This window comes from Clostridium sp. (assembly GCF_016650095.1).
Taxonomy (GTDB): Bacteria; Bacillota; Clostridia; order Clostridiales; family Clostridiaceae; genus Clostridium_AD.
Genome location: NZ_JAENWL010000245.1, coordinates 1 through 5750 on the forward strand (window position 1 = coordinate 1; position 5750 = coordinate 5750).

At 29.6% G+C, this 5750-nt stretch carries 2 protein-coding genes and 1 pseudogene; all 3 read left to right on the top strand.

Going from position 1 to position 5750, the window contains the following annotated elements:
- A pseudogene (locus JJE11_RS13335) lies at positions 1-867 on the top strand (hypothetical protein); the annotation flags it as partial.
- 1 nt (position 868) lies between these two features.
- Positions 869-1579 carry a DUF6063 family protein gene (locus JJE11_RS13340; protein WP_291636404.1) on the top strand — a complete coding sequence of 237 codons (711 nt, stop codon included), beginning with the start codon at positions 869-871 and terminating at the stop codon, positions 1577-1579.
- Positions 1579-5750, top strand: a 4172-nt coding sequence (locus tag JJE11_RS13345; RefSeq protein WP_291636407.1) for a hypothetical protein, incomplete at its 3' end; no start/stop codon positions are given. The genes JJE11_RS13340 and JJE11_RS13345, both read left to right, overlap by 1 nt.

Genomic DNA, 5750 nt, shown 5'->3' on the forward strand with positions numbered 1-5750 from the left:
GACGAGCTTTTTAACAGTAGTATGAAGTGGTTTGATGAGGAACAAGGCCTTTTTGATAAGAATAAGAGACTAATAGAACTTGCCCTTCGGCGGATTGAGGAAAATGCTAGTATAGATACGCAGGAAGACTATTTAAAAAATAGAGAATTCATTTATAATCTAGAAACTGAAGTTAAACGAGCGATTTCAAAACATAGCGAGCTTTTAAACTCTTCTACTGACCTTAAGGTAAAATCAGATGAAATTATTAAGAAGGTCACTCTAAATAAACTTAGAATGTCTTTTGACTTTAAAGCTATCTACGAGAAGACTCTACTTTTAGATAATGCTGAGCTGCTAGCGTATCTTATGAATCCATTGTTAAAGATAAAGTTTAACAAGACATTTAATTTTAAAAATACAGAGGAGCTTTTAACCTATAGACCCAATAATGAAGAAGATATAGAAGAAGTTACCGTACCTCAGGAAATAGAATATACATCTCTCGATGATATCGAGGATGAAAGAATAACTCAAAATTTCATTATATTTTTGAAGTTACTCATGAAATACCTTTTGGAGAAGGACAAATTTTCCTTAAGAGAGTTTAATGAGTATTTAATAGGTGTGTTTAAAGGAAATATCTTAAGAAATGGAGACTATTATTCCTTCATTCTCCATATTTCACAAAAAAAATATTATGATATGTCCAAGCTACAAGAGGATGAAAAAACTATTTTTGATAAAATAATTATTAATATATTAACGCCTGAAAACCGTAATGAATTTAAAGACCTTAAATTTAAAGTAATACCAATACCAGAGGATGTAATAGAAATATCATCACTATTTAAGATTACCAATATAAAATTTGAAAGGGTTGAATGAATTGGATAACTGGAATATGGAGAAAGCTCTTGAGCTGTTTTCAAAGCTTATTACAGGCGAGAGTGTAAGTACGAAAGACAATACAGACTTATATGAAGAATATAATTCAAATATGGAAATGTATAATATATTTGCTAGCATGATTGATAAGCTTAATTTAACACTATATCAACATAAAGAAGCATTATACATTACCGCTGGAGAAAAGAATAAGGTCTTTGGTTATACTAATGAAGAACTTCGGAAGATGCTAGGTCTCAAGGTTAATAAAGAATTATATATGTGCTATTTTATTATTTATAATATTATTACACTGTTTTATAAGGATTCTTCAAGTTACACCTTTCAAGAATATATAAAAATTGAGGATGTGCTAACTAGTGTTGATGGCTCACTTTCAAGTATTATTAGTAAATTAGATGTAATAGTGAAAAATGAACTTGAGGAGAATAGTTTTAATGCCATAGCGCTTTTGTGGGATGAACTTCCCTTAACTCACAGCAACGATTTAGCAGCAATTACTAGAGCATACAAAAGTTCAAAGCTAGGGTATATAAAAATTGCCTTTAACTTTCTAAAGGAGCAGAACCTTTTTATTGAGGTAGAGGAACGTTATTATGCAAATGATAGATTTAAGGCACTGATAGAAAACTACTTTGAAGATTTCAGAGGTAGGCTCTATGAAATCATGTCTGAAGGAGGGATTAATTAATGCCGCAAATAAATAGGGTAAGAGTAAATAATGTTAAATATAATAACGGGACTCAAACATATGATGACTTCAAAATGGTATTTTCCTGTAGCAATACACTGTATGACCTTGCCAACGGTGGGGGTAAAAGCCTACTAATGTTATTGCTCCTGCAAAACCTTATACCAAACTGTCATCTGGATGAAAAGCAACCTATAGAAAAACTATTTAGAGGAAAAGAATCCAGCAATGTAATTCACTCACTAATTGAATGGCAATTAGATGATGGAGATAAATCTGGATATAAGTATATGGTAACAGGCTTCTGTGCTAGAAAAGGTATAGATACTTCTGGAAATAATGAAAATAAAAAGGATACTGCACCATTTGATTATTTTAACTACTGCATATTCTATAATAATTATAATGAAAATGATATAAATAATTTGTCGCTTCAAGATAATAGTGAAAGAGTGACCTATAATGGATTAAAAAAACAATTGAGAGCATTACAAAGTGATAACTCTTTTGTTGTCGCTACCGATATCTTTGAGAATAGAAAGGGAGAATATCAAAGGTTTATTAGTGAACATGGTTTATATGAGAGTGAATGGGAAATTATTAGGGGAATAAATAAGACCGAGGGTCATGTGAGAGGTTATTTTGAGCAAAACTATAGGACATCAAGAAAGGTAGTCGAGGACTTACTTATAGAGAAGATTATTCAAAAGGCTTTTATGCTTAAAACTAATAAGTTAAACGACGAGGAAGATATGGCAAAAACTCTTTTGGACATAAAAGACAAAATAATAGAACTATCTAAAAAGAAAAGCGAAATCTCAAAATTTGATAGACAGTCAAATGTGGTTCAAGACTTTATTAATAGGACAAATACGCTCCACGATGTATATGAAGATAAGAAAAAAATAGAAGATGATATTGTAAAAACCTACAATACTGTGCAAAAGAGCATAAGCAGTAAATATGAAGAGCAAAATACACTAGAAGAAGAAATAAATTGTATTAATAAAGAGAATATTCAAATTGGAAAAAACCTACAAACTATTAAGTTACAGATAATGAAAAATAAGCTAAGTAAATCAGAAGAGGAACTTGAAGCTACAGAAAAAAAATTCCAAGGTACAAAGTGTAAGGTTGATAGAATAGATAATGAAATTAATCTTAGAGAGGCAAAAAATTACTTTGTAGATTTTGTAGACAGTAAAAATAAATACTCTGAGATAAAGCAGTTACTCCAAAATGTTTTTAAAGCAAACGAAACTATAACCGAGGACTTAAACATACTAGCGTATAATAAAAAAATCAGAGATGAGATTGCGCTCATTGATTTAAATAATAAGTTTAGTGAATCTTTAAGTAAAGTTACTAACTTGTCAAGTATGATAAAAGTATCTACAAAAGGCGAAAGAGATATTGATAATAATATAGCTATATGTAAAAGTAATATATCACAATCAAAAGATAGGCTTAAATCGCTAAAGGATGCAGGTATCACGCTTAGAAATCTGTTAGATGTTATGATTTTAGGTGATATAGATAGTGATATTAAGAGTTTTGAAGTGGATAGAGCTGATACCTCACAAAAGATGAAAAACAATAAGACCCTATTTGACTGCGTGAAGGATCAAATGAGCAATTGTAAAGTTGATAGTGCTAAACATGACGAAAAAATAACCTCAATAGAAGGCAAAATCACGGAATATAATGAAATAAATGTGCAGTACGAGATAGATAAAATTAAGGCTTACAAACTATTAGAAGTTTATGGAGCTGAGGATGCTTTATCTTTAAGTAATAGTCTAGATATTAAATATAAAGAGCTACTCGGAATAATACTCGTGCAAGAGCAAGAATTACAACAGTTCATAGATTATCATTCTCAATTAGATCAGGATAAACCGATGCCTACAACTAAAGAAATATTAAAAGTAAAAGAATATATTAATAGGAACTACAATGAGGACGGTATTTTAGGCATAGAATTTCTCCAAGGGCGAAGTGCAGAAGAAAAAGAAATTCTCTTATGTAAGATACCTTTTCTACCTTACAGCGTTATTGTGACCTATAACTTTAATAAACTTCTTGTGGACGAAAAATTTAAGGACTGCGATTTTGGGAATTATGCTATACCAATTATTAGCTTAGAGGTTATTAAAGATAAACTTGATTTTAATCTCAATGGGTTGACCTTTGCTATAAAAGATAAGCCAAATTTTATAAATTCAGAAAAAATCAAAGAAGAAAAAGATAAAATTGAAAGAAAGATATTAGATATAAGAAATAACCTGGAACTTCTAAAAAGGAATGAAGAAACACTAAAAATAGATAACACATATATTAAAAAATTCCAGTTTTCTTATGATAATAAAATCGAGGCAATTAAACAAGACAATGAAAAATTATTATGTGATAAGAATTCCTTGGAAAATGAAAGAATTGCCTGCATTAAGGATTTGGATGCACTTGACCACAAGATGAAAAATATAAAGCTAGAAGATATTAGTCTAGAAAATAAGTTAGCTACTTTGGATGAGGATTTAAACACCGTTAGAGAATTGAAGGTTAATTTGGATAACTTAAATAATGAAGAAAAGGCGCAGCAGGATTTTATAGAAAATTTAAAATCCTTGAATTTAAAACATATTGATGTTGAAAACCTATTGATTTTGGATAAAGCTCAGGAAAGTATTGAACTTGAGATAAAAAAATCCTTAGAGAGAAAAAGAGATTTAATAAAAGCTGACTGGGATGATATGTATAAAACATATTATAATGAGGGTCAATATGAGAAATTGTGCATAACTGATGAGGAGCTAGAATCAAAATTTCGTGGACTCAAAAATGCATTAGAAGAAAAAAATGTAGATATAAAAGACAAAGAGCAACTTCTAAAAAATTATCAGATCAATATGGATAGAAATGAAAAGGAAGCTGACAATAGAGGATATTCTTTAGTTAAACTTTATGAACTTAAAAATAGAAATGAGATTTCACTAACTGCAGAAGAAGAATTGTGGAAATTAAAAGAAGAACTCAAAGACCTTAAAAGTGAGGTTGATGATCTTAATAGTACTGTGGAAAAGTATAGATTAGCAATGAGTAAGCTACAAGGAAAGATTGAACTATTAGAAGAAGATTTTTCAAATGATTTTGGACAATATGTAGCTATTGATATTGAAGTGTTTAAATTCAAACAATTTGAAGAGGACAATATTAAAAAAAGAGAAAAGCTTGCATTGGAAAAGAAAGAGCTTTTAAAGTTGCAAATTAGCATCAATAAAGCCATTGAAGATTTAAAAGCTACTATAGTTAATATAGAGGTGATTTTAAGGTCTAGTAATATTTCTAAAGATATGGCATTGGGGACGCTAGGTAGCATTGAAGATATTAAAAACTATTGTGGAATCTTAGAAAATGATTATAATAAAGTTTGTAAAAAAGTAAAAGATAGTAAGCACAATTTTGAGATTAATAAAGAAAAGAATATAAAAGTTCTTAAAGACATTGGAGCTTTTGAGCTAGCAGAAGAATTTTTAAGGAGCATCAATGTGCCCATTTTGATTAGTGAATGCAGAGTACTAATAGAAAACCTAGAAAATATTAAAGAACTTATATCTCTTCAAAAAGGAAAAATAGAAAATGATATTGTGGATATGGAACAAATTAAAGAAAATTTTCAGAATCAATGCCTCCAACGTTGTAGAGATGTAAAAACGGAGCTTGATAGACTTCCTCGTTTATCAAGATTAAACTTGAATAATGAGATAATACAAATGGTTAGTTTGCAACTTCCTTATGTTAGCGAGGAACAACAAAAGTTCCACATTTCACGTTATATTGAGGAAACAATAAGTAATGTAGATAAGATGGAAGATACTTTAGAAAAAATTAAGTATATAAAGAATCAACTAGCCCTTAAGCGACTTTTTTCTGTTATTGTAACAGACATGAATAAAATAGTTTTAAAGCTTTATAAAAGAGAGCAGATAGCACAGCAAAGCAAAACACTAGAATATGAGGAAGCTGTTGGTAGTACAGGCCAGTCACAAGGAATATATATTCAATTTTTAATATCCATAATCAATTACATTAAAAATATAAATTCCTTCAATGCTGATAATAATAAATTAAGAAAAACAATATTTATAGATAACCCTTTTGGAGCAGCCAA